At 41.7% G+C, this 24814-nt stretch carries 16 protein-coding genes; 15 read left to right on the top strand and 1 reads right to left on the bottom strand.

Annotated features, from left to right (window positions below; translation table 11 throughout):
* Positions 1-184: 184 nt before the first annotated feature.
* From gatA to BLR27_RS03685, 11 genes are all read left to right on the top strand, one after another.
* On the top strand, positions 185-1633 hold the full coding sequence (gatA, locus tag BLR27_RS03735) for an Asp-tRNA(Asn)/Glu-tRNA(Gln) amidotransferase subunit GatA (protein WP_090700200.1): 1449 nt from the start codon (positions 185-187) through the stop codon (positions 1631-1633).
* A gap of 55 nt (positions 1634-1688) precedes the next feature.
* A complete protein-coding gene (locus BLR27_RS03730; RefSeq protein ID WP_090700195.1) occupies positions 1689-3068 on the top strand; it encodes a lytic transglycosylase domain-containing protein in 1380 nt (459 codons plus the stop codon).
* Between the two features lie 92 nt (positions 3069-3160).
* The gene (locus BLR27_RS03725) at positions 3161-5488 is read left to right on the top strand and encodes an NADP-dependent malic enzyme (protein ID WP_090700191.1); all 2328 of its coding nucleotides are present in this window, start codon (positions 3161-3163) and stop codon (positions 5486-5488) included.
* Positions 5489-5537: 49 nt separating this feature from the next.
* Positions 5538-6122 carry a Holliday junction branch migration protein RuvA gene (gene ruvA, locus BLR27_RS03720; protein ID WP_090700187.1) on the top strand — a complete coding sequence of 195 codons (585 nt, stop codon included), beginning with the start codon at positions 5538-5540 and terminating at the stop codon, positions 6120-6122.
* Between the two features lie 22 nt (positions 6123-6144).
* Positions 6145-13197: a T9SS outer membrane translocon Sov/SprA gene (sov, locus tag BLR27_RS03715; RefSeq protein ID WP_245704423.1), complete on the top strand. Its 7053-nt coding sequence runs from the start codon at positions 6145-6147 to the stop codon at positions 13195-13197.
* A 243-nt stretch (positions 13198-13440) separates the two neighbouring features.
* Positions 13441-13821: a glycine cleavage system protein GcvH gene (gcvH, locus tag BLR27_RS03710; protein ID WP_090700184.1), complete on the top strand. Its 381-nt coding sequence runs from the start codon at positions 13441-13443 to the stop codon at positions 13819-13821.
* On the top strand, positions 13821-14222 hold the full coding sequence (locus BLR27_RS03705) for a VanZ family protein (RefSeq protein WP_090700180.1): 402 nt from the start codon (positions 13821-13823) through the stop codon (positions 14220-14222). The genes gcvH and BLR27_RS03705 overlap by 1 nt, the downstream gene beginning before the upstream one ends.
* Positions 14223-14425: 203 nt before the next feature.
* Complete coding sequence (locus BLR27_RS03700; RefSeq protein ID WP_090700273.1) at positions 14426-14641, top strand: FeoA family protein; 216 nt, start codon at positions 14426-14428, stop codon at positions 14639-14641.
* Between the two features lie 7 nt (positions 14642-14648).
* Positions 14649-16763 (top strand): ferrous iron transport protein B, encoded by a 2115-nt coding sequence (gene feoB, locus BLR27_RS03695; protein ID WP_090700176.1) that lies wholly within the window; start codon positions 14649-14651, stop codon positions 16761-16763.
* Between the two features lie 2 nt (positions 16764-16765).
* Positions 16766-17380 carry a SprT-like domain-containing protein gene (locus tag BLR27_RS03690; RefSeq protein ID WP_245704422.1) on the top strand — a complete coding sequence of 205 codons (615 nt, stop codon included), beginning with the start codon at positions 16766-16768 and terminating at the stop codon, positions 17378-17380.
* A 201-nt stretch (positions 17381-17581) separates the two neighbouring features.
* Positions 17582-18037 (top strand): hypothetical protein, encoded by a 456-nt coding sequence (locus BLR27_RS03685; RefSeq protein ID WP_090700166.1) that lies wholly within the window; start codon positions 17582-17584, stop codon positions 18035-18037.
* Positions 18038-18054: 17 nt separating this feature from the next.
* Here BLR27_RS03685 and BLR27_RS03680 read toward each other — a convergent pair whose 3' ends face one another.
* A complete protein-coding gene (locus BLR27_RS03680) occupies positions 18055-20037 on the bottom strand; it encodes an alpha-ketoacid dehydrogenase subunit alpha/beta (protein WP_090700268.1) in 1983 nt (660 codons plus the stop codon).
* 125 nt (positions 20038-20162) lie between these two features.
* Here BLR27_RS03680 and BLR27_RS03675 point away from each other — a divergent pair, with 125 nt between their 5' ends.
* The 4 genes from BLR27_RS03675 (at position 20163) to BLR27_RS03660 (ending at position 24811) form a co-directional block, all read left to right on the top strand.
* Complete coding sequence (locus BLR27_RS03675) at positions 20163-20753, top strand: gluconate 2-dehydrogenase subunit 3 family protein (RefSeq protein WP_090700163.1); 591 nt, start codon at positions 20163-20165, stop codon at positions 20751-20753.
* Between the two features lie 29 nt (positions 20754-20782).
* Positions 20783-22486: a GMC oxidoreductase gene (locus tag BLR27_RS03670; RefSeq protein ID WP_090700158.1), complete on the top strand. Its 1704-nt coding sequence runs from the start codon at positions 20783-20785 to the stop codon at positions 22484-22486.
* A 182-nt stretch (positions 22487-22668) separates the two neighbouring features.
* Entirely contained in the window at positions 22669-23754 is a 1086-nt protein-coding gene (locus BLR27_RS03665) for a Gfo/Idh/MocA family protein (RefSeq protein WP_176767600.1), read from the top strand.
* 46 nt (positions 23755-23800) lie between these two features.
* Positions 23801-24811, top strand: a complete 1011-nt coding sequence (locus tag BLR27_RS03660) for a 3-hydroxyacyl-CoA dehydrogenase family protein (protein ID WP_090700150.1) — start codon at positions 23801-23803, stop codon at positions 24809-24811.
* Positions 24812-24814 lie beyond the last annotated feature (3 nt).

The raw sequence follows: 24814 nt of genomic DNA, 5'->3' as shown, positions 1-24814 counted from the left end.
AATGATCTTTTTGTTCTGTCAATCACATTGGCAGGCATGAAGATCATTTTTTTTATTTTTGCCTTTTGGGAATCTTTAGAGACGATAGAGCCAACCCTGGCTGGCAGACAATTATAAGATCTTATTAACAATAAGTAACGGTCTTCATAAACTGTTAAATTTCTAATTTTACATCATTCAAGGCATGGAAGGTATTTCTTCTCTTTCCAACATTCAGTCTGCATTAACAAAGCAGGACCAGAAATTTACATTACCTGTTCTGGTTGAATATTACTTAAACCGCATTTCTGAAAAGCAGGAGCTGAATGCTTTTGTGGAGGTATTTGCTGATGAAGCACGTAACCAGGCACTTCAGGTACAGTCAAAGATAAATGCAGGTACAGCAGGTAAACTGGCAGGAATGGTCATTGGTATCAAAGACAATATCTGTTTTAAAGACCATAAAGTTTCTGCATGTTCCAGGATCCTTGAAAATTATGTTTCTCCTTTTTCTGCTACTGTAGTTGAGCGACTTCTTGCTGAGGATGCCATTATCATTGGACGGCTGAATTGTGATGAATTTGCTATGGGGGCTTCCAATGAATCATCTTATTATGGTCCAGTAAAGAACAATGCCGATCAAACCAAGGTTTCCGGAGGATCATCCGGTGGGGCGGCTGTAGCCGTTCAGGCGGGGCTTTGCCTTGCTGCTTTAGGTACCGATACAGGAGGATCTGTTCGACAGCCAGCGGCATTTTGCGGGGTTATCGGACTTAAACCAACTTATGGCAGGGTTTCACGCCATGGGATCATTTCCTATGCCTCCTCATTTGATCAGGTTGGCCCTATTACCAACTGTGTAGAGGATGCGGCCATTTTACTTGAGGTCATTGCCGGTCCGGATCAGTATGATAGTACAGCTTCTTCCAAGTCAGTTCCTTCCTATTCTTTAGATGCTATACCGGACAAAAGATTGAAAATAGCCTACTTATCAGAGGCTTTACATTCAGAAGGTCTCGATCCTGAGATCAAAAAGGCTTTTGAAAAAAGTATCGCGGTACTGCGGGAAGCAGGTCATGTTGTTGAGCCGGTTTCTTTTGAATTACTGGAGTATGTTGTTCCAACCTATTATATCTTAACAATGGCAGAGGCATCTTCTAATCTTGCCCGCTACGATGGGGTACATTTTGGATACAGAAGCGGACGATCTTCAGATCTTGAATCAACATATAAAACCTCCCGATCAGAAGGATTTGGACCTGAGGTTAAACGCAGGATCATATTGGGTACTTTTGTACTTAGCGCAGGTTATTATGATGCTTATTACGCGAAAGCTCAGAAAGTACGCAGACTTATACGAGATAAAACCAATGATATTTTAAAGGAATATGATTTTATTATGTTGCCAACTGCCCCAACACCGGCATTTACAATTGGTGAAGAAAGTGATGATCCGGTAGTTAATTATTTAGCAGATATCTTTACGGTTCAGGCCTCTCTTGCAGGAATTCCTGCGATTTCTTTACCGGCAGGCAATAACAAAAGTGGATTACCGTTAGGGATACAGTTTTTAGGTAAGCGTTTCGGTGAGGGTGATCTGTTGAATTTTTCAAAAATATACTGCTCCCTTATGGAATCAGCTGATTCGGATTAAGGTAAAATCAATATTCTATAATCAGGTGTTCAATACTGCACCTTAATTCATAAATATGATTAAATCGATAGCCTCTTTTATTTTTCTTGTATTTATCCAATGCACTTTTGCCCAAGCATCGGACAAAAGAGCTGCCAATTCAATACTCATCGGTCACATCGGGCCTAATTATTTCAAAACATCGCAGGATACTCTTCCCAAGGTCATTTTCGTGGACAATTCACTGGTATCCTTTCAGAATGGTATCTATAAGAACAGGTTGGATTCAATAAGAAAGGATGTTGATCTCTCTTATAATGCACATGTTCAAAAGTATATTGATACTTACATAAACAGAAAGGAGCACATCGGTAAAATGCTCGGACTGTCAGAATACTATTTTCCTATTTTCGAGAAAGCACTAAAAGAAATCGGGCTCCCCGATGAGCTGAAATATATTACTGTTATTGAATCTTCTCTCAATCCAAATGCTGTTTCCAGATCGGGTGCAGTTGGCCCCTGGCAGTTTATGTACACAACAGCAAAGGGCTACGGACTGACCATGGATACGTATACCGATGAGCGTAAGGATCCTCAAAAAGCAAGCCTTGCAGCTGCTCATTACCTGAATGATGCGTATAAAAGTATTGGCGACTGGCTATTGGCGATCGCTGCCTTCAACTGCGGAACAGGAGCTGTGACCAGAGCTATTGCCAAATCAGGCGGAGTAGCAGATTTTTGGAAGGTGAGGCCTTTTTTGCCTGTTCAGACTCAAAACTACGTGCCAGCTTTCATTGCCACTGTCTATGCGATGAATTATCATAAGATTCATGAAATTGCGGTTAAACCTGCCGGGTTCAATACCCTCACGGATATTGTTCCGGTAAATAGAAGGATATCGATAAGCAGTATTGCGAAGGCTGCAGAATTGGATATCAATGAGTTGCTGATCCTTAATCCTTCATATAAAAAGCAGATAATTAATGGAACTAACCTTGTTCCAATGCCTCTGGTCATCCCATCAGTCACAAATGCAGCTTATTCATCTTTATACGATCTTTTTAATGGTAAAGCCGATGAAGTAACGCCGGTTCCGGTTTTATCTGGATTGAAGGAGCCTGCTACCCGGGCAATTGTACATAAAGTTAAGACAGGGCAAAATCTGAATAGTATCGCTGATTTATATGGCGTAGAAGTTCAGGATCTGAAAGTGTGGAATAATCTGAAAAACACTTCTATTGTTCCGGGACAAACTCTTCGCCTAAGCCCATCAAAAAAATCGGAAACTGTTAAAAAAGAGAGTTCCTATGTTCATTATATCGTAAAAGTGGGTGACACCCTTTCAGGAATTGCTGAAAAATTCAAGGGATTAACAGTTTCAAAAATAAAAGCTTTGAATGGTTTAAGTAATTCTGCTATAAGTCCTGGAATGCGCCTTAAAATAAACAAAAGCTAATTTCGGAAAGATTCATGCTATAGAGTCACTTGTTTATAACAGCCGTAACGAAAAGAATTGTAATTTTGCCCCACTGATCAATTTCCAATTTAATGAGCAAGACTAATCGTAAACAAGATGCGCTGGATTATCATTCCCAGGGCCGTCCCGGAAAAATACAGGTTGTACCAACAAAACCAACAAATTCTCAGCGTGATCTATCACTGGCCTATTCTCCAGGAGTGGCTGAGCCTTGTCTGCGAATCGCAGAAAATAAAGAAGATGTTTATAAATATACCGCTAAAGGCAACCTTGTTGCAGTAATAAGCAACGGCTCGGCGGTTTTGGGTCTGGGTGATATAGGCCCTGAGGCTGGCAAGCCTGTCATGGAAGGTAAAGGCTTATTGTTCAAAATATTTGCCGACATAGACGTCTTTGACCTTGAGCTGGATACCCAGAACATCGATGAATTTGTCATGATTGTGAAGGCTCTGGAGCCAACATTCGGTGGAATAAATCTGGAGGATATTAAAGCGCCAGAATGTTTTGAAATTGAACGCCGGCTAAAAGAGTGCATGTCGATCCCTGTGATGCATGACGATCAGCATGGTACAGCAATTATTTCTGCTGCTGCCCTGATTAATGCTTGTGAGATTCAAAAGAAAAAGCTTGACAAAGTTAAGATCGTTGTAAATGGTGCGGGTGCCGCAGCAATATCATGTACAAGGCTTTATGTGAGTCTTGGTGCTAAAAAAGAAAATATTGTCATGGTTGACCGCTCAGGAGTTATCCGGAGTGACCGCGATAAACTGGAAGGCACAAAGGCAGAATTTGCAACTACCCGTAAGATCAATACGCTTGCTGAAGCTGTAAAAGATTCAGATGTTTTCATCGGCTTATCATCCCCCGATGTATTAACTGCTGAAATGCTTAAAACAATGGCCAAAAATCCGATTGTTTTTGCAATGGCTAATCCGAATCCGGAGATTGCCTATGAGCTTGCGATCAAGACCAGAAAAGATATTATTATGGCAACAGGACGTTCTGATTATCCAAATCAGGTGAATAACGTTCTTGGGTTTCCGTATATCTTCAGAGGAGCGCTTGATGTGAGGGCTACCGGCATTAATGAAGAAATGAAAAAGGCCGCAGTAATTGCTATTGCTGAACTTGCAAAAAAGACCGTTCCTGAGGCTGTTAATCTGGCATATAACTCCAAGAACCTGAAATTCGGAAAAGATTATATCATTCCTAAGCCAATAGACCTTCGCCTGATTACCTCCGTATCACCGGCAGTGGCGAAAGCCGCAATGGAATCAGGTGTTGCCCGCAAGCATATTACTGATTGGGAAGCCTATAATGAGGAGTTAAAAACAAGACTTGGCCTAGATGATAAATTGTTACGTGCAATTACCAATAAGGCAAAGTCCTCGCCTAAACGTGTTGTTTTTGCTGAGGCAGATAACTATAAAATATTGAAGGCTGCACAGATCGTGCGTGATGAAGGTATTGCTATTCCAATTCTGCTCGGCGACAAAGAAAAGATCAGCCATATTATGCTTGAACATGAGCTGGAGCTTGAGGGAGTAATGATCATTAATCCTCTTGAAGATTTAAATACCTGTAATAAATACGCGGAGTTTTTATATAAAAAACGTCAACGGCGCGGTGTAACACTGTTTGAGGCTAAAAAGCTGATGAGAGACCGTAATTATTTTGGAGCTGCAATGGTGCAGTTCGGTGAAGCAGATGCATTGATCTCCGGACTTACAAAGGATTACGGTTCAACTATAAAGCCTGCTCTTCAGGTAATTGGTATTGAAGAAGGTGTAAACCGGGTTGCCGGTATGTATATGATGCTTACTAAAAAAGGGCCTGTATTTTTTGGAGATACAACAGTAAATGAAAATCCAACAGTTGATGAACTGGTTGATATCACCACCTTGCTTGATCATTCAGTAAAGAAATTTAATGTACAGCCAAGAGTAGCGATGCTGTCTTATTCAAATTTTGGGTCAAACGACGGAATAGTGCCTCAAAAGGTTCGACAGGCGGTAAAAATACTTCATGAAAAGCACAAGGAAATAATTGTGGATGGCGAAATGCAAGCCAATTTTGCTATGAACCCCGACCTGTTGAAGGATAATTATCCGTTCAGCAGTTTGGTTGGAGCACCTGCTAATGTTTTAATTTTTCCAAACCTGGAATCAGGTAATATCGCCTATAAGTTATTACAGGAATTGGGTGGCGCAGAGGCAGTAGGTCCAATCCTTTTAGGACTGAATAAGCCGGTGCATATCTTGCAGTTAGGTAGTTCGGTGCGCGAAATAGTGAATATGGTTACCATTGCTGTTGTTGATGCTCAAACGAAAGAAGAGCAGAATTCACCAATTGTAAAACGTGCAAAAGGTATTTTCAAAAGAACATTGAAAGTGAAATAAGATCTTCATCATTGAAGATAATTGAAATTAATTTTATCCGTTTAAAAAGATGTATGCGTATATAGATGGTAAATTAGCATTTAAGTGTCCAACATACGTTGTTATTGATGCGGGTGGAATAGGCTTTCATATAAATATTTCTTTGAATACTTATGGAGCTATTCAGGATACTGAGCGATGTAAATTATATACCTGGCTTCATGTAAAAGAAGATGGTCATACCTTGTATGGGTTTTATGAGGAGGGCGAACGGCGTTTATTTCTGCATCTTATATCAGTATCCGGCATTGGTCCGAATACCGGAAGGATGATCTTATCTTCCATAACACCTGCAGAGATACAAACTGCTATTGTTAAAGGAGATGTTCCATTGATACAAAGAATAAAGGGAATCGGGCCTAAATCTGCTCAGCGAATGATACTTGAATTGCAGGATAAGCTGAAGAAGGAGGGCCCGGATTCGTTGATTACAATGCCTAGTCATAATACTGCTAAGGAAGAGGCATTGTCGGCCCTGGTGATGTTAGGATTTACAAAAAGTGTTGCTGAAAAGACATTGGATGCAGCTATAAAGACTGGGTCTGAAAATTTATCAGTAGAGGCTTTAATAAAAAGTGCACTTAAAAGTTTATAATTAAATCAATATTGTCTGGAAATTGAAGAGTGCAGCTACTTTTTGCCTGAAGAGTTTTATATGTGTCTTCATTGTACTTTTTGCAGGGCCGGCTTTTGCTCAAAATGTCGTTGCAATTAAGGACACATCTAAGCTTGTCTATCCTTTTCAGGATTCCAAAACCCTGCAATTAAAAAAGCAGGCGGGGATATTTCTTCCTAATCCATCCAATATTCAGCGTAGCGTAGAATTTGATCCGATATCGAAACGATATATCATTCGGGAGAAGATAGGCGATCGTTTGTACAGAGCTCCGCAATACCTCAGTATCGAAGAATATCAGAAGTACGAGAATGAGCTTATCAAACGTAACTATTGGCGTGAACTGGCGGATCTGCCGCTTTCTGAGGCTCGTGAGCCGGGTTTTATCCCTCCGGTAAAAATAAACAGTAAATCTTTTGAACGCTTATTTGGTGGAAATACCATTGAGATCCGTCCGCAAGGTTCAGCCGATCTTACCTTTTCAGGCCGGCTAAGCCGCAATGAGAATCCATTATTCAATGAACGTCAGCGCAAGCAGGGTAATTTTGACTTTGATCAGCGGATCCAGATGAATGTTGTTGGTCAGATTGGCGAGAAGATGAAGATCACAACTAACTACAATACCGAAGCTCAGTTTGATTTTGAAAATCAGGTTAAGCTGGATTATACTGGCAAAGATGATGAGATCATCAGAAAAATAGAGGCCGGAAATGTAAGTCTTCCTCTAAGTTCTTCGCTGATAACAGGTAGCCAGGCATTATTTGGATTGAAGACACAGCTGCAGTTTGGCCGCTTAAATGTAACCAGTATTTTTTCTCAGCAGAAATCACAGCAGCGTGAAATAACAATCACAAACGGTTCTCAGCAAAATGAATTCACTATCTCTGCTGATAATTATGAAACCAATAAGCATTATTTCCTGGCCCAATATTTCAGAAATAATTACAGCAAGGCACTGGAGAATATTCCGCTGAACAGCTCGAATGTTAATATTACCAAACTCGAAGTTTGGGTTACCAACCGGGCTAATACTACGGCCAACTCAAGAGATGTCCTGGCTTTGCTCGATCTTGGAGAAAATAAGGTTTATAATACTAACCAGGTTCAGGGAGGGGCAGGCTTCTCAGTTTATCCTGCAGGCTTTGCAGGTCCGGGTTTTGCCCAGCAATCCAATAATTTACTGCAGGTTTTGCCTCCGGGAGTAAGGCTCTCCAACTCCAATGATGCGAATGCCTTTTTTCAGCCGGGGGGAGGGGGGACTGACAATTTTGCCAAACTGACTTTTGCCCGTAATCTTACTGATAAGGAATATATATTGAATCCCCGCCTGGGCTATATTTCCCTGAATACGGCCCTGAATGCCGATGAAGTTCTGGCCGTTGCTTTCCGATATACCATTAATGGTGTAGAATATCAGGTAGGGGAGTTTTCCACTGATGTTCCGGTCAATAACTCTACCCCAGAGGTTCTGTTCGTGAAGCTTTTGAAGAATGAAACACTCAAAACCAGCTTACCGACCTGGGATCTGATGATGAAGAACATTTATACATTAGGTGCCTATCAGGTAAGCCGTAACGATTTCAGACTGAACATTTTCAGGCTTGATGAGGAAACCGGGATTGAAAAACCTCAGATGACCGAAGGGCAGAATACAAATGGCAAATTATGGATCCAGATGACCAATCTGGATAATCTGAACCAGCAGAATGATAGAAAGCCTGATGGTTATTTTGATTTTCTGGAAGGGATAACCATTGATCCGCTCAATGGCCGTATTACTTTCCCACTGGTAGAACCTTTCGGTGCAGACCTCGCCAAACGATTTAATCCGGTTACTGAGCAAAATCTGATCAACAAATATGTTTATCAGCCTCTGTACGATTCTACCAAAGTAATTGCCCAGCAATTATTTGCAAGGCTGAACAGGTACCAGATCAAAGGTACGTATCAGTCGCAGGGAGGTTCTGAATTTCAGCTGAATGCCATCAATATCCCGCCAGGATCTGTACAGGTTATCGCAGGTACTTTACCATTACAGGAAGGCGTAGATTTTACAGTTGATTACAATATTGGTTTAGTCAGGATCTTAAACCAGGCTTTATTGAACTCCGGTCAGCAGATTAGGATCAAAATGGAGAATAACGAACTTTTTGGCCTGCAGCAGCGTTCCCTCACCGGTTCAAGGTTTGATTACAGGGTAAATAATAAGCTTAATCTGGGAGGTACTTTTATGAACCTCACAGAAAAGCCGCTTACACAAAAGGTCAATATCGGAGAGGAAGCCATTTCAAATACCATTTGGGGCCTTGATGTAAATTATAGCTCCCCTTCCCGCTGGCTTACCCGAATGGTCGATAAGATCCCATTCATCAATACAAAGGAAGCATCGAGCATCACCTTTTCGGGTGAATTTGCCCAGCTTGTTCCCGGACATCCAAGAGCGTTGAACTTTGCAGGTAGCAGGAACGGAGCAAGTTATCTGGATGATTTTGAGGCCAGCAGATCCTTAATTGATATTAAAAGTGCCATTTCCTGGCAGATATCAGGAACACCGCAGCTCTTTCCGGAATCGCGCCTTAATAATGACCTGGCTTATGGCTATAATAGGGCTAGACTGGCATTTTACAATATTGACCCCATATTTTTTATAACGGGTAATTCACTTACTCCTGATAATATCCGCAGAGATAAAAATGAGTTGTCAAATCATTATGTACGGCAAGTCTTTGAACGGGAAGTTTTTCCTTTTAAGGAATCAAACACAGGTCAGGCGATCATATTGCCAACATTCGATCTTGCCTATTATCCCACTCAACGGGGGCCGTATAATTTTACAACAACTGGCTTAACCCAGAATGGAAATCTGGCTAATCCAAGAAGCAGGTGGGGAGGAATTTTCAGGAAACTGGAAACGAATGATTTTGAAGCCCTGAACATTGAATTCATTGAATTATGGATGCTCGACCCTTTTATTTACAACAAAACCAGTCAGGGTGGTGACCTTTATTTCAACCTTGGAAATATTACCGAGGATATTTTGAAGGATGGAAGAAAAAGTCTGGAAAATGGTTTGCCCGCAGATGGAAGCACAGCAAAAACAGATCCCACAAACTGGGGAAGGGTTCCAAAACTTCAGCCGGTTATCCAGGCCTTTGATAATAACCCTACAGCCAGACAATTTCAGGATGTGGGAATCGATGGTTTGAGTTCTGTGGATGAACGCCAGCAATTCAGCTCGTTTTTGAATCAGGTAAAAGCCAGCGTCAACCCGCAGGCTGCCTCTATTCTGGATGGTGACCCGGCTTCGGATGATTATCAGTACTACCGGGGATCTAACCTTGATCAGGCAAATGCTGGTATCCTGAAAAGGTATGAAAAGTATAATAATCCGGAAGGAAACTCAAAAACCTCCCAGCAGTCTTTAGACCAAACCGGAATTGAAAATACAGCGGCCACATCTTTCCCTGATGGGGAAGATATAAACCGTGACAATAATTCTACTCAGGCAGATGAATATTATCAGTACAAGTTATCCATACGTCCTCAGGACCTGCAAACTGTAGGGAACAACTATATTTCTGATATTGTTTCTGCCTCGGTAAAACTTGCGAATGGTAAGCAGGAAACCGTGAGATGGATACAATTCAAAATACCGATCGCTGATTATATTCAATCGGTAGGTAATATTGAAGATTTTAAATCGATCAGATTTATCAGAATGTTCACGACCGATTTTGCTGATACCACTGTTATGCGTATGGCTAAATTGCAATTGGTTAGAGGTGAGTGGAGAAGGTATAATTCGGAAAATAATCCTACAAAGGTAATTACCGATCCTTCCCTGATCAATCCTGGGCTCGACAATTCAGTGATCGATGTAAGTACAGTCAATATCGAAGAAAATGGAAAGCGCACACCCATCCCGTATGTTCTTCCTCCTGGAATTACCCGTGAGATCGATTTTACAAATTTCCGTGGTGAGTCCCGTCAGAATGAGCAGTCACTTTCTTTAAGTGTCAAGAATCTTCGGGATGGTTACGGCCGTGCTACCTTCCGCACAACCTCCAATGATTTCCGTTCATACAGGCGTATGGAAATGTTTATCCATGCTGAAGGCGATCAGTTAAGAGACAATGACCTGCGTGCATTCCTTCGGGTGGGTACTGACAATCAGGATAATTATTATGATTACGATATTCCATTGAAAGTAACTAATCCGGGCACAAATGATCCCGGACTGATATGGCCTGAACAGAATAAGCTGGATGTGGAACTCAGGTTATTTCTTGAAGCTAAAGCTGCCCGGAACAAGGCTGTGTTTAACGGTCAGCCATGGCCAATTAACCGCCCGTTCATCTATCAGGATGGTGTAAATGTTATTACGGTGAAGGGACAGCCTGACCTGAGTAAGGTTCGTGTGTATATGCTCGGAGTTCGAAATCCCTTGAGAAACACGGCAAATCCGGGGCTTGATGACGGACTTGATAAGTCAGCGCAGATCTGGTACAATGAGTTGAGGTTGACCGACTTTGATGAAGGCGGTGGATGGGGAGCAACAGCCCGGATGAATGCAAAGCTTGCAGACTTTGCTGATATTACGATCTCCGGAAGTAAAAGTACTATTGGATTTGGTTCCATTGACCGAAGGGTAAGTGAGCGTAACCGTGAGGATGATGTTCTGTTCGATGTTTCAGGTAATGTTGAACTTGGAAAATTCTTTTCGGAGCGATCCGGAATAAAGGTACCCATGTTTGTGAATTTCTCTTCGCAGATAGGATCTCCGCAGTATGATCCGCGAAATCAGGATACCGAATTTAAAACTACACTGGAAAATTCCAGTAAACAGGAGAGAGATTCCCTTAAATTTATTACCGAAGATTTTACCTCCCGGAAAAGTATCAATTTTACGAATGTCCGTAAGATCAAAACTAATCCCGACAGTAAAACCCGCTTATGGGATATTGAAAACCTGAGTGCTACTTATGCTTTCAATGAGTTCAATCACAGAGATTTCATCAATGAGAACAACATACAGAAGACCTACCGCGCCGGTTTACAGTACAATTATTCAAAACAGGCAAAGTCGATCACTCCATTTGAGAAACTGATCAAATCGAAAAGCCTTGGCCTGGTGCGTGACTTCAACTTCAGTCTTTTACCTTCCATCCTCAATTTCAGCATCGATGTCAATCGATTATATTCAGAGAACACACTAAGGAATAATGATCCGAATAATTTCTTACCTATAAATACTAATTTTAATAAGAATTTTCAGATGTCTCGTATCTATGGGATCAGCTGGAACCTTACCCGATCTATGCAGATCGATTTTAATGCAACCAATTACTCGATCATTGATGAGCCTGAAGGTCGCATAAACGGACTGAAACGTGATACGCTTTGGGAAAACCTGAAGAAACTTGGAAGGACCACGGATTATGGGCATACCATGAACCTTACCTATAATGTTCCGATTAACAAAATTCCGGGATTCGACTGGATAACCCTTGCAACGCGTTATGGTGCAGGCTTTAACTGGCAAACAGAGCCTTTACTCACACTGAATGATCCAAATATTAACATAGGAAATACCATTCAGAACTCACGTACAATACAGCTCAATCCAACCTTAAGTTTGGTTGCGCTCTATAACAAATTCGGTTTTATACGAAGCATGAATGGCGCCGACAAGAATCCGACGGCGGCTTTTTTCGTCAATATGCTCACCAGCTTGAAAAATGTTAGCGGAGCCTATACCAAAACACAGGGTACTTTCCTTCCGGGTTATTTACCTCAGACCGGTTTTATTGGTCAGGATATGAATTCAAGAGCTCCCGGATATGATTTCCTGTTTGGCGGTCAGAGTGATATCAGAGGCCGTGCACTTGGAAGCGGCTGGATTACCAGAGACTCCTTGTTAAACCAGTTATATATAAATACGTCCAAAGAAGATCTCAATTTCAGGGGTTTGGTTGAGCCGATCCGTGATCTGCGTATTGAATTAACGGCTCTAAAAAGTCAGAGCTATAACTATTCAACCAATTTTAAGTTTCTTCCTTCGAGCAATAGCTTTGAGAATTTAAGTCCCGTAACTACCGGTGATTATACCATCTCCTATTTTTCATTGCGTACAGCCTTCAGTAAAGAGAACAAAACAAATAATTCATCTGCACTGTTCAGGCAGTTCCAGGAAAACAGGTCGATCATTTCGCAAAGGTTAGGAGCGAAAAATCCAAACTCTGCAGGTTCAACAGCAGGCTTTGCAGACGGATATAACAAGAACTCGCAGGATGTTTTGATTGCCTCATTCCTGGCGGCATATACCGGCAAGGATGCGAATACAGTTTCTCTTAACCGTTTCCCTAAAATGCCAATTCCGAACTGGCGACTTAGCTATAATGGTTTAACGAAATTTAGTTTATTTAATGATATTTTCACTTCCGTGGATATCAATCATGCTTACCGGTCAACCTATACAGTTAATGGATTCAACTCCTTAGTTCGTTATCAGGAAGCAAATGGAGGGGTTAATGTAAAAGATGCCAACGGCAACTTCCTTCCTTTTTATCAGTTTTCACAGATCACTTTATTTGAACAGTTCCTGCCACTTCTTGGTGTTGATGTGAGACTTAAGAATAATATGACCCTGAATGTGGAATACCGTAAATCAAGGGCTTTGAGTTTCAGTCTGTCCAATGGTCAGCTGGCCCAGCAGAAGGAAGATGGAGCCGTCTTCGGAATGGGATACCGTACCACGCAGTTTCGTTTTCCTTTCGGTCTGTTTAAATCGCTTAAGCTTGATAACGATATGAACTTTAAACTGGACTTCGCATTAAGCGACAGGAAACTTGTTATCTATCGTGCAGATCTTGATGATGCGGAAGTTTCATCAGGAGCGAAGAATATTACAGTGAGGCCATCGGTTGATTATGTATTGAACCAGCGCTTTACTATGCGCCTGTTCTATGATGGCAATATAACCAAGCCTTATACTTCCCAAACCTTCAATACTTCATTCAGCAATTTTGGAGTTAATTTGAGGTTTAACCTTTAATAGCTTGCTGGCGCACGCGTTCCGCATGTGCTATTTATTAATAATACTTTTCATTTATAATTCCTTGGCATTGTTATCGCATGCTAGCGCACGCGTGTGTTCATGCTTTTAATTTAACTCCATGGCACACGCGGCACGCGTGCGCCAGCACAATTAAAGACAAGATAACAGCATCAACTAAGCACAAATAATTGGAAGTCTGACCAACTTAAAGTATTTTTGAAAAACTAAAAAAAGAACGAAATGAAATTTCCTGCAGAATTAAAATATACCAAAGATCACGAATGGATACGCGTTGAAGGTAACCTGGCTTATGTTGGAATTACCGAATTTGCTCAGCATGAATTAGGCGATATAGTTTACGTTGATATCAACACTCTGGGTAAAGAAGTAAGCCGTGAAGATGTATTTGGTACTGTTGAAGCAGTGAAAACAGTTTCAGATCTTTTTATGCCTCTTACCGGTAAAATTCTTGAAATAAACAAAAAACTGGATACTAATCCTGAGCTGGTGAACAGTGATCCTTACGGAGACGGCTGGATGGTTAAGATCGAGATTTCAGACGCTGCTCAGGTTGAAGAATTATTGTCTTCAGGCGACTATAAAACTCAGGTAGGAGTTTAATGCTAAAAACTTTAAGATACCAGTATCTGTCAATTCTTTGGGCCATTTTTGTGGTGATCGTATGTGAAATGCCAGCCACAGATATCTCAAAGAGTGGTCTTACTTTTTTTGAAGGCTTTGATAAATTAGCGCATACTGGTTTCTTTTTTGTGCTGACAGTATTATTGTTCCATGGTAAGATCAAGGAACAGGGAAGTTACAGCTACCGGACTTTAACTATTTTAAAGATTTTGCTGATCACCTTTGCCCTGGGTGCTTCCATAGAAGTTTTACAGCTGGAGATATTTACCTATCGCTCGGCAGAATGGTGGGATCTGTTTGCAGATATGACGGGCGTTGGAATGGGAATATTTGGTTATATCTTTTTACATAGAGGTCGTGTCGATGAAAAACGGATATAAATTTGCTTTGCTTATTGTACTTATTAGTCTAAGCTCCTGTAGCATATTCAAAAAGGGCTGTAATTGTCCGAAGTTTATACAAGCTCAATCACCAGCTAATCAGTCTTTTAATAGATAGATTGTCTTATTAATCTAAAATAAAATTTTCTTATTTGGAATTAATTCAAATAAGCTTTATTTTTGATTCAGATTTAGACAGGGATATGAAGCTTTCACAATTTCTACCAGGGCAAACAGGTATAATCAAAGAATTTACTGATTTAGAGATGTCTGTTAAATTAATGGAAATGGGATGTTTACCAGGTGAATCCATCGTAGTTGAACGTTTAGCTCCCCTTGGAGATCCTATGGCGATTACCGTTTCAGGATATCAATTGAGCCTCAGGAAAAAAGAAGCTTCAACAATCATAATGCAATAATTTATAGGTGGACGGCGATTTAAAAGTTGCATTAGTTGGTAACCCCAACTCCGGAAAATCTACACTTTTTAATGTTCTTACCGGATTAAATCAAAAGATCGGTAATTTCCCCGGCGTTACAGTCGAAAAAAAGATCGGTTTTGTTAAACTTTCCGATCAGCGTAACGCACAAATCACAGACCTTCCCGGAACATATAGTATCTATCCCAAGAGCAGGGATGAGCGCATCGTTATGGATGCTCTTGCCGATAAAAACAGTCCCGATTATCCCGAACTGATCATTTTTGTTGCAGATGCATCAAATCTGAAAAGAAATCTGCTTTTGTTTTCTCAGGTTGCGGATCTGCAGATACCCATCATTATTGCTTTGAACATGATGGATCTGGCCGGGCAGTCAGGAATTGAAATTGCTGTTGACGAACTGGCTCAAAAGCTTGGTGTGCAGGTTATTCCAATTTCTGCCCGTAAGCAGCAGGGGATCGACCGGCTAAAAGAAGCGATACTAAACAGTACTTCTATTCCTCTCCAATTACCTTCCATTGAAGTTGAGGCCATTGCACCCGAGCTCATTCAAAAAATCCAGGATGAACTGAACATTGAACACCCCTATGTGGCACTTCAGTTGGCTCATCAGTATGAAAACATGCTGTTTTTATCCGCTGAGCAAAAGAGGAAAATTCAGGAATTAAATCAGGAATTTGGTTTCCATTCTCAGAAATCGCAGGCTTCGGAAACTATCGCCAGATATAATTTCATCAATGATGTACTGTTCGATACTGTTAAAATACATTCTGATCCCAAGCGGGAAACCCATAGTAACCGGATCGATAAAATATTGACCCATCGCATATTCGGATTTATCATATTTTTTGCCATCCTATTCCTGATATTTCAGTCCATTTTTGCATGGTCTGAATATCCAATGTCGCTGATTGAGCAATTATTCATGTGGCTGACGGATATGGGGACTCAAATTCTGCCACCCGGACTTTTAACTGACCTCCTGATCGATGGGGTTCTTGCCGGATTAAGCGGAGTGATTATTTTTATTCCGCAAATAGCGATCCTTTTTGCCTTTATTTCCATACTGGAAGATACCGGATATATGTCGCGGGTTACTTTCATGATGGATAAGATCATGCGAAAGGTTGGGCTGAGCGGAAAATCCATTGTGCCTTTGATCGGAGGCTTTGCCTGTGCAGTGCCTTCAATCATGAGTGCCCGTAATATTGAGAGCTGGAAGGATAGGATGATCACCATTATGGTCACTCCTTTGATCGCCTGTTCTGCGCGATTGCCTGTTTATACCTTATTAATATCTCTGGTTGTACCTGATGAAAAGGTATGGGGCATCATCAATATGCAGGGAATTGCCCTGATGTCATTGTATGTGCTCAGTATTGTTAGTGCCATTCTGGTGGCCTGGGTGATGAAACTGGTGATCAGATCCAGGGAAAGAGGATACTTCATTATGGAGCTTCCTGTTTACCGTATGCCCCGATGGAATAATGTATTGCTAACAATGTACCGCAGCGTAAAGGCCTTTGTCTTTGAAGCCGGAAAGGTGATTATCGCTGTTTCAATTATCCTTTGGGTGCTTTCGTCTTTCGGTCCATCTGATCGTTTTGAGAAAATTGAAGCCAGGTATAGTTCTGAAGCTATGAAAAAGCAATATCCTCAGGATGAGATCGACCGTCTTCAAGCTTCAGAAAAACTGGAAAACTCTTATGCAGGGATGTTGGGTAAATCTATTGAGCCAGCGATCAGGCCAATTGGTTTTGATTGGAAAATTGGAATTGCCCTCATCACATCTTTTGCCGCGCGGGAGGTATTTGTTGGTACCATGGCTACAATCTACAGCGTGGATGGGGATGATTCTCATGTCGAATCTGTACGTGAAAAAATGCAATCTGCACGTAACCCAGACACAGGATTACCCGTATTTACTACAGCTGTAGCCTTCTCATTAATGATGTTCTATGCCTTTGCAATGCAATGTATGAGTACTATTGCTGTGGTTTACCGTGAGACAAAAAGCTGGAAATGGCCTGCAATTCAATTTGTTTACATGACCGTACTGGCCTATCTTGCAAGCTTTATTGTATACAATCTTCTGAAGTAAAATTGGATAAGATCAATGTCTTGAGTAATTATATGCCAGCGGATGCGGCACCTGTCATCGCGCGCTGGATAGATTATTTCAAATGTGAGTTCAAGGTCTCAAGGAACAGGAGTACCAAGCATGGCGACTATCGCCACCCTTTTAAAGATGCCGGACATCGGATATCTGTTAATTATAACCTGAACCCATACGCCTTCCTGATCACAACTGTTCATGAGTTCGCTCACCTCCTTACCTGGAATGAACATAAGCGAAAAGCAAAACCCCACGGACAGGAATGGAAAGATAATTTCAAGAAGATGATGCGACCCTTCTTTGAACAATCCATTTTTCCGCCTGACATCAGGCATGCTATCCTTAAATATCTCGAAAACCCGGCTGCTTCCAGCTGCACCGACCTTAACCTTTTCAGGATTCTGAAGCAATACGATAAGAAGCCCGAAGGGATAATTTGCGTTGAAAAGCTTGAAATTAATACCCTTTTCTCCATAAAGGGCGGACGTGTTTTTAGAAAAGAATCTCTGGTTAGGAAGCGATACCGTTGTGTGGAGATCAAGACAGGGGCGATTTATTTGTTTCCGCCGCTGGCGGAGGTGAGTATTGTGGGTGAAAGTTAAAAGCTAAAAGCCGAAAGGTGAAAGCTGATAGCAGGGCTTCTGCTCGTCTCCAAATCTTGCTAATCTGTTGATCTGACTAATCCATTTTCAGGAAGGGATATTTTTATTGAAATCAACTATTGCATCAATCCTCCGCATCAGAGTAAATTCTGGCAGTTTAATTGTATACATGTTAAGAGAAATATACACCGCATTTTTCTTATGAAAGTATTCAATATATTAATCCTCGCAGCTTTCTTCGCCTCCTGTAATTCTCAGGAGAAAGACACAGAAAAAACCAGTTCGCAAAAAACGGAACAGGAAAAATCTTCAGCAATAAATTGTTATGAGTTTGTGGGCGAAGCTGATACGGTTACTTTGAAGGTTACTCATGCCGGAGATTCAATTTCAGGGTATTTAGTCTATGATTTTAAGGAAAAAGATAAAAATACCGGAACCATTCTTGGTATTATGAATGGTAATATTTTAGTGGCTGATTATACCTTTATGTCTGAAGGAATTCAATCGACAAGGCAAGTAGCTTTCAGATTAGAAGGAAACACCTTTATTGAAGGATATGGAGAAAGTTTCAGCCAAAATGATAAAGTATATTTTAAAAATATAGACTCCCTGAAATTTGATAGTTTCTTTAAACTAATAGAAATAGACTGTCAATAAAAAATATAATAGATTTCTTAGTACTCCAACAATCGTTTAATATCCCCATCCAGCCTCGCTTTTGCCAGAAAATTATCCTCCAGCGCCCTATTCATGGGAATCGCTGTATCCAGGCTCGCACAGCGGATGACCGGTGCATCCAGATATTCAAAGCAGTGTTCCGCGATCCAGGCACTGATTTCACCACCAATTCCACCTGTCAGAGTGTCTTCATGAAGAATGAGCACGCGACCAGTTTTCTTTACAGTAGCTTTTACCGCGTCCTGATCCCAGGGAAGCAGGCTTCTCAGATCGATGAGATCTGCCGACAACTCAGGATGGGTATTCAGATAGTCCATTGCCCAATGAACTCCTAAACCATAGGTAATTATACTAAACTGTTCGCCTTTCTGCACACATCTGGCTTTACCTATTTCAATGGTATAATAATCATCATAAACAGGCTCTGACATTGCACGGTAAAGGTATTTATGTTCAAAATACATCACAGGATTCGGATCCTCAATTGCCGCCAGCATCAGTCCTTTGGCGTCAGAAGCAAATGCAGGATATACCACTTTCAATCCCGGAGTTTTAGTAAACCAGGCTTCATTACTCTGTGAATGAAAAGGACCTGCACCAGATCCTGCACCTGTAGGCATGCGAATAACCACATCGGCTTTCTCGCCCCAGCGATAATGTGTTTTTGCCAGGTTATTAATGATCTGGTTAAACCCGCAGCTCACAAAATCAGCAAACTGCATTTCCATGACCGCCTTTTGCCCATTGATTGAAAGTCCCAGTGCCGCACCCACGATGGCCGATTCGCAGATCGGTGTATTCCTGACCCTGCCTTTGCCAAACTCTTCCACAAATCCCTGTGTAATTTTAAAGGCACCCCCATATTCAGTAATATCCTGCCCCATGATAACCAGTTCGGAAAATTTCTGCATCCCCTGACGTAATCCATCACTGATGGCATCCAGGTATCTTTTTTCAGTAGTTTTTGTTGGGTCTATGGGCAGAATTTCTCCGGGATCATGAGCCTGGTACATATCAGCAACTTCCAGCAGAGTATCCGCTTCGGGTTCCGCCATAGCGAAAGCCTTTTCTATCTCAGAATCTATTTCTTGTTTATATTCAGCTCGCAGGTCGGTTTGTACAGATTCCGTTAGAATTCCTTCCTTTATAAGAAATCCCTCATAATTTTTTAGCGGATCTTTCTTTTCCCATTCAGTGAACAACTCCTGGGGTACATATTTGGTGCCTGAAGCCTCCTCATGCCCCCGCATCCGGAAGGTCGTGCATTCAATTAAAACAGGTCTCGGGTTTTTCCGGATATCCTCCGCGAGTTCATGGATGGTATGATAAACTTCAAGAACATTGTTCCCATCAATACGTCTGCCCTCCATTCCATAGCCTATAGCTCTGTCAACCAATTGCTTACAACGGTATTGTTCGCTGGTTGGGGTTGATAATCCATAACCATTATTCTCTATGATGAAGATTACAGGGAGATCCCATACCGCTGCAACATTCAGTGCTTCATGAAAATCACCCTCACTAGTAGCGCCTTCACCCGTAAAAACTAGAGTTGCTTTTTGTCTGTTGTTGAGCAGATCTGCCAGAGCAATTCCATCTGCCACGGCTAATTGCGGACCCAGATGGGAGATCATACCTACGATCTTAAATTCTTTGGTTCCAAAATGAAAGGAACGGTCGCGCCCTTTTGTAAATCCTGATTCCTTGCCCTGCCACTGAGCCATTAGCCTGGAAAGGGGTATTCCACGGCTTGTAAAAACTCCCAGATTGCGGTGCATAGGCAAAATATATTCATCCGGATGCATCGCTAAAGTAGTACCTACGGCTATCGCTTCCTGACCTATACCGGAGAACCATTTTCCGATCTTACCCTGTCTGAGAAGGATCAGCATTTTCTCTTCGATCATTCGCGGTTTCAGCAAATGCTTGTAGAGCTTCAGCAGGGTATTATCATCGAGGTTTTTGCGATCAAAATTCATGCTTAAACATACTATTTTTCTGAAAAATCTATCTAAATTAAGCTTTTCTAAATCTTGCTGCTGATAGGGGCTTTTTTCCCCTTTCAAGGGCAATTTGTTAAATATGTTTTTATACTAAAGAATTGATGAACAGAAGAGACGCAGTTAGAAGAGCTGCATTTTTATTAGGAGGCGCAATTACTTTCAATAGTCTTGGTGCCTTTGCCGAAGGAGTTATGCCCGCAATCGGGCAAAGCTTTGATGCAAAATCACTGAACACTCAGGAGGATCTGGTTGCAGAAATTGCTGATACGATCATTCCCGATACTAAGGATGTTCCAGGGGCAAAAGCTGCAGGTATGGGGCCATTCATCGTGATGATGATCCAGGATTGTTATACTTCAGATATGCAGGAGCATTTCGCCAACGGACTGAAAAAAATTGAGGAGGTTTCTCAATCTCAGTTTAAAAAGTCGTTCAAATCTTTAACACTCCCTGAGCGCGAAAGCATCTTCAGGATGTTTAAGGCTGAGGCAGAAGCTCAGAAAAAGAATAACTCTACTCAGAATGGAGCTGTTGCGCCACCACACTTTTTCCAGCTGATGTGCGAGCTGACCTACCTGGGTTATTATACCTCCGAGATCGGTGCAACCAAAGCATTGAGATATGTCCATATACCGGGAAGATATGAGTCTTGCATACCATTACAGCCGGGACAAAAAGCCTGGGCAACCTGATAAATTGAATTTAGAATAGCTTAAGATACATGAATATTAATATAAAAGCAGAGAAGCAAAACACGTACGATGCTATTGTGGTTGGTTCTGGAATTAGTGGTGGCTGGGCGGCCAAAGAATTGACCGAAAAGGGATTAAAGGTATTGATGCTTGAGCGTGGCCGCAATGTGGAACATGTTAAAGATTATGATACAGCTTTATTAAAACCCTGGGAATTCAAGCACAGGGGAAGAATTACTCCAGAGGAGCGCAGCAGGCATCTGGTGCAGACCCGTGCTGGTCAGTACTCTGAGCATAACGCTAAGTTCTGGGTAGATGATATTGATTGTCCCTATACTGAAGTAAAACGCTTCGACTGGTACCGTGGTTATCATGTGGGTGGAAGATCCATTACATGGGGACGCGGTTGTCTGCGTTTGAGTGAAATGGACTTCTCGGCAAATGCCAAAGATGGTTACGGAGTGGATTGGCCGGTACGCTATAAAGATATCTCACCATGGTATGATTATGTGGAGCGCTTTGCTGGAATCAGCGGACAGAACGAAGGGCTTGCACAATTACCTGACGGGATATTTCTTCCTCCATTTGAGATGAACTGCGTGGAAAAGGAGGTTAAAAAGAGAATTGAAAGTCATTATAACCGTGAGCGGATGATGACCGTATACCGCATGGCAAATCTGACCGTTCCTCATAATGGAAGAGGTACCTGCATGAACAGAAATCTTTGTAACAGAGGATGTCCCTTCGGTGCTTATTTTAGTACTCAATCTGCCACATTGCCTGCAGCTGTTGCAACAGGTAACCTTACTTTACGTCCTTATTCTATTGTAAACTCTGTTTTATACGATAAAGAGACTAAAAGGGCAAAAGGGGTATTGGTGATCGACTCAGAAACGAATGAGCATATCGAGTACTATGCAAAAGTGATCTTTATGAACGCTTCTACATTGGGAACTTCACATATCCTCCTGAACTCCGTATCAGAGACTTTCCCGGATGGTTTGGGTAATAGCAGCGGGCATTTAGGTCATAACCTGATGGACCACCACTTCCAGGTTGGAGCATCAGGAACCGCCGAAGGCTTTGATGATAAATACTATTATGGAAGACGCCCGATCGGTGTTTACATCCCACGTTACCGTAACCTTGGCGATAAGCCCGAGCGTGATTATTTACGCGGATTCCATTACGGTGGTAGCGCCAGCCGAACCGGTTGGCAAAGAGCTATTCCTGAAATGGGATATGGACAGGAATTTAAAGAGGATATGACTGAACCGGGACCATGGGTAATGGGACTTGGGTCTTTTGGTGAGCATTTACCGGAATATAAGAATCGTGTTTTTCTGGATCATACTAAAAAGGATAAATGGGGACAACCGTTGCTTGCAGTTGACTGTGAGTTTGGTGAGAATGAAAGGAAAATGCGTATCGATATGAGAAACGATGCTGCAGAGATCCTGGAAGCTGCCGGAATGAAAAATATTCAATCCTTTGACAGACCTGCAGTACCAGGAATGGCAATTCACGAAATGGGTACCGCCCGTATGGGACATGACCCTAAAACTTCGGTCCTGAATAAGTGGAATCAAATGCATGATGTAAAGAATGTATTCGTTACCGATGGTGCATTCATGACTTCAAACGCATGTCAGAATCCATCCTTAACTTATATGGCCTTTACTGCAAGAGCTTGCGATTATGCGGTAAAAGAACTGAAGAAAGGTAATTTATAAACAAATGAATTAATATATCTGGTTTAATTAAAGCAATCGGTTAGTTTTTTTAACCACATAGAAACATAGTTCTGTATTGGTGCAGAAAATTTAAAACCTATGCCTCTATGTGGTTAATCATATATCCACACTGTTTTTTTAGAACCTATATATCAACAATTATATATTGAACAATATCTAATATGCAGAATCAAGTTAAACCCGTACGCGTCCTGGTTATAGGTTGCGGAAACATGGGCGCATCTCACGCCATCGCTTATCATAACAATCCGGGATTTGAAATTGTCGGACTCGTATCAAGAGGAAAATCCAAGGAAGTATTGAATGCAAGGATGGATGCTAATTACCCATTATTTGAAGATATGGATACTGCCATGGCAGCAACTAAACCGGATGCGGTTTGTATCTCAACTTATCCTGACACACATGAGCGTTATGCCGTTCAGGCTTTTGAAGCAGGCTGTCATGTATTCATTGAAAAACCGGTAGCCGACTCTGTGGAAGGTGCTGAGCGTGTAGTTGCGGCTGCAAAAAAAGCAAATAAAAAATTAGTGGTTGGTTATATTTTGCGCCATCATCCATCATGGGAGAAGTTCATTGAACTGACCGGGCATTTAGGTAAGCCTTTGGTAATGAGGATGAACCTGAATCAGCAAAGCGATGGTGCGATGTGGACACTTCACCGTAATCTGATGAGTTCTCTGAGCCCAATTGTGGATTGCGGAGTGCATTATATTGATGTAATGTGCCAGATGACACGTTCAAAGCCGGTACAGGTTTATGCGATCGGTGCAAGATTAACAGATGAGATCCCTGCTGATAACTATAATTATGGCCAACTTCAGATCCGTTTTGAAGATGGTTCTGTGGGGTGGTATGAAGCTGGCTGGGGACCAATGATCAGCGAAACTGCTTACTTTGTGAAAGATGTATTTGGGCCGAAGGGTTCAGTTTCTATCGTTGCTAAAGATGCAGGAGGTGCAGGTAAATCTGCTTCGATCGAATCGCATTCCAAAACAGAATCAATACTTTTCCATCATGCTGACCTCGACAAAGATGAAAAATTTGCCAAAAAGGATATCCTGATCAACCTGGAGGATGAGCCTGATCATCAGGAGCTTTGTAACCGTGAGCAGCGTTATTTCCTGAAGTCTATTGTTGAAGATCTTGATCTTACCGCACATGGAGATGATGCGGTGAACAGTCTGCGAATTGCTTTTGCATGCGATGAGTCAGTGAAGACCGGCAAGGTGGTTTCTTTGATTTAATAAAGTGACCAATAATAAATGATCCCTTAAAATTTAGTTAACTTATATGTCAATTAAAACAAGTGAAATTCCGGTAGGTGTTGTGGGACTGGGCCTTATGGGCTGCAGCATCACAACCTGCCTGCTGATGGCCGGACATCCTGTGGTAGCTATTGCACCGATCAGTATCGATATGACTACTGCAGAATCGCGTATCCGCAAGCATTTTGTGAAAGCAAAAGAGGAGGGAATGGTTACTGAAGATCCGGAGTTCTATTTTAAGAATCTGATCATTACAGAAGATTATGCTCAGCTGAAGCCCTGCAAACTGGCTATTGAATGTACTATTGAAAGTGAAGAGATCAAAAAAGTGGTTTATGCCAAGATCGAAGCCGAAATTGCTGAAGATGCCTTGATGACCAGTAATACATCTGCTATTCCGATCAGCATTCTGCAAAAGATGACCAAACACCCCGACCGTTTTTTCGGTTTGCACTGGGCAGAACCTTCTCATACTACCCGTTTCCTCGAAGTGATCTGTGGCGATGAGAGTGATATTAAAAAGGGTGAATACCTTTATGAACTTTCAAATTTCTGGAACAAAGAAGCAACCCTGGTCAGGAAAGATATTCGCGGATTTATCGGCAATCGTTTGATGTATGCGATGTATCGTGAAGCTTTTTATCTGGTTGAAAACGGGTACGCAACCGTTGAGGACGTAGACAGAGCATGCCGTAATAATACAGGTTACTGGATGACTCTGGTAGGTGTTTTTGGCTGGATGGACCTTACCGGAGTTCCTGCTTATCATAATGTGATGAAAGACCTGAATCCAACACTCTGTAATGATACCGGGATGCCTAAACTGATAGATGATATCGTGAAAGCAGGCGGAAAGGGAGTCGCAAATGGTCATGGTTTCTACAAATACACCCCAGAGGAATCCAAGCTTTGGGAAGAAACCTTTGCTGATTTTAATTATGATATCAGGAAACTGGCAATGAAATATCCTTTTGATATTGTCAAGCAAAAACTGGCAAAAATGAAGGAAGAAGAAGAAAAAGGTGAAAAAAGCTGAAAA

Source organism: Daejeonella rubra, from assembly GCF_900103545.1.
GTDB classification, from domain to species: Bacteria; Bacteroidota; Bacteroidia; order Sphingobacteriales; family Sphingobacteriaceae; genus Daejeonella; species Daejeonella rubra.
Note: the sequence above shows the minus strand (reverse complement) of the source record. Positions and strands in the feature narration are given on the sequence as shown.

Coding starts and splice junctions, on each gene's coding strand:
- gatA (WP_090700200.1), top strand. CDS start 185: ATGGAAGGTATTTCTTCTCTTTCCAACATTCAGTCTGCATTAACAAAG.
- BLR27_RS03730 (WP_090700195.1), top strand. CDS start 1,689: ATGATTAAATCGATAGCCTCTTTTATTTTTCTTGTATTTATCCAATGC.
- BLR27_RS03725 (WP_090700191.1), top strand. CDS start 3,161: ATGAGCAAGACTAATCGTAAACAAGATGCGCTGGATTATCATTCCCAG.
- ruvA (WP_090700187.1), top strand. CDS start 5,538: ATGTATGCGTATATAGATGGTAAATTAGCATTTAAGTGTCCAACATAC.
- gcvH (WP_090700184.1), top strand. CDS start 13,441: ATGAAATTTCCTGCAGAATTAAAATATACCAAAGATCACGAATGGATA.
- BLR27_RS03705 (WP_090700180.1), top strand. CDS start 13,821: ATGCTAAAAACTTTAAGATACCAGTATCTGTCAATTCTTTGGGCCATT.
- BLR27_RS03700 (WP_090700273.1), top strand. CDS start 14,426: ATGAAGCTTTCACAATTTCTACCAGGGCAAACAGGTATAATCAAAGAA.
- BLR27_RS03685 (WP_090700166.1), top strand. CDS start 17,582: ATGAAAGTATTCAATATATTAATCCTCGCAGCTTTCTTCGCCTCCTGT.
- BLR27_RS03680 (WP_090700268.1), bottom strand. CDS start 20,037: ATGAATTTTGATCGCAAAAACCTCGATGATAATACCCTGCTGAAGCTC.
- BLR27_RS03675 (WP_090700163.1), top strand. CDS start 20,163: ATGAACAGAAGAGACGCAGTTAGAAGAGCTGCATTTTTATTAGGAGGC.
- BLR27_RS03670 (WP_090700158.1), top strand. CDS start 20,783: ATGAATATTAATATAAAAGCAGAGAAGCAAAACACGTACGATGCTATT.
- BLR27_RS03665 (WP_176767600.1), top strand. CDS start 22,669: ATGCAGAATCAAGTTAAACCCGTACGCGTCCTGGTTATAGGTTGCGGA.
- BLR27_RS03660 (WP_090700150.1), top strand. CDS start 23,801: ATGTCAATTAAAACAAGTGAAATTCCGGTAGGTGTTGTGGGACTGGGC.